Annotated in this window: 1 rRNA gene (running past one end of the window); it reads left to right on the top strand. The window is 54.9% G+C overall.

What is annotated here, in order from left to right:
- Positions 1 to 261 precede the first annotated feature (261 nt).
- Positions 262 to 1,691, top strand: a 16S ribosomal RNA gene (locus OH146_RS13585) (it continues 130 nt past the right edge of the window).

Genomic DNA, 1,691 nt, shown 5'->3' on the forward strand with positions numbered 1-1,691 from the left:
AAGTTGCCCCGGCAGCGTCACCGGAAGGTGGAGCACCGGGAGCGTCCGATCCTTGAGAACTCAACAGCGTGCACTATGTCAAATGCCAAAAACCTCGTACCCGTTTTCGGGTAGGAGATTCCTTTGGAAAAAGATTAGACAAATGCGAACGTCAGTATTGATGTTCGTTCTGTCAGTTTCAAACTTGTGTTCGGTCCGCCTTTTTCCGGTGGTCGAGCACACTAGATGTGCCGGTGGCTTCGGTCGCTGTGCAATCAAACATTTACGGAGAGTTTGATCCTGGCTCAGGATGAACGCTGGCGGCGTGCTTAACACATGCAAGTCGAACGATGAAGCCGGAGCTTGCTCTGGTGGATTAGTGGCGAACGGGTGAGTAACACGTGAGTAACCTGCCCCTGACTCTGGGATAAGCGCTGGAAACGGCGTCTAATACCGGATACGAGCTTCCACCGCATGGTGAGGAGCTGGAAAGAATTTCGGTCTGGGATGGACTCGCGGCCTATCAGCTTGTTGGTGAGGTAACGGCTCACCAAGGCGACGACGGGTAGCCGGCCTGAGAGGGTGACCGGCCACACTGGGACTGAGACACGGCCCAGACTCCTACGGGAGGCAGCAGTGGGGAATATTGCACAATGGGCGCAAGCCTGATGCAGCAACGCCGCGTGAGGGACGACGGCCTTCGGGTTGTAAACCTCTTTTAGTAGGGAAGAAGCGAAAGTGACGGTACCTGCAGAAAAAGCACCGGCTAACTACGTGCCAGCAGCCGCGGTAATACGTAGGGTGCAAGCGTTATCCGGAATTATTGGGCGTAAAGAGCTCGTAGGCGGTTTGTCGCGTCTGCTGTGAAAACTGGAGGCTCAACCTCCAGCCTGCAGTGGGTACGGGCAGACTAGAGTGCGGTAGGGGAGATTGGAATTCCTGGTGTAGCGGTGGAATGCGCAGATATCAGGAGGAACACCGATGGCGAAGGCAGATCTCTGGGCCGTAACTGACGCTGAGGAGCGAAAGCATGGGGAGCGAACAGGATTAGATACCCTGGTAGTCCATGCCGTAAACGTTGGGAACTAGATGTAGGGACCATTCCACGGTTTCTGTGTCGCAGCTAACGCATTAAGTTCCCCGCCTGGGGAGTACGGCCGCAAGGCTAAAACTCAAAGGAATTGACGGGGGCCCGCACAAGCGGCGGAGCATGCGGATTAATTCGATGCAACGCGAAGAACCTTACCAAGGCTTGACATATACGAGAACGCTCTAGAAATAGAGAACTCTTTGGACACTCGTATACAGGTGGTGCATGGTTGTCGTCAGCTCGTGTCGTGAGATGTTGGGTTAAGTCCCGCAACGAGCGCAACCCTCGTCGTATGTTGCCAGCACGTCATGGTGGGAACTCATATGAGACTGCCGGGGTCAACTCGGAGGAAGGTGGGGATGACGTCAAATCATCATGCCCCTTATGTCTTGGGCTTCACGCATGCTACAATGGCCGGTACAAAGGGCTGCAATACCGTAAGGTGGAGCGAATCCCAAAAAGCCGGTCTCAGTTCGGATTGAGGTCTGCAACTCGACCTCATGAAGTCGGAGTCGCTAGTAATCGCAGATCAGCAACGCTGCGGTGAATACGTTCCCGGGCCTTGTACACACCGCCCGTCAAGTCATGAAAGTCGGTAACACCCGAAGCCAGTGGCCCAACC

Origin of the sequence: Homoserinimonas sedimenticola, assembly GCF_026094475.1 — a bacterium.
GTDB lineage: Bacteria > Actinomycetota > Actinomycetes > Actinomycetales > Microbacteriaceae > Homoserinimonas > Homoserinimonas sedimenticola.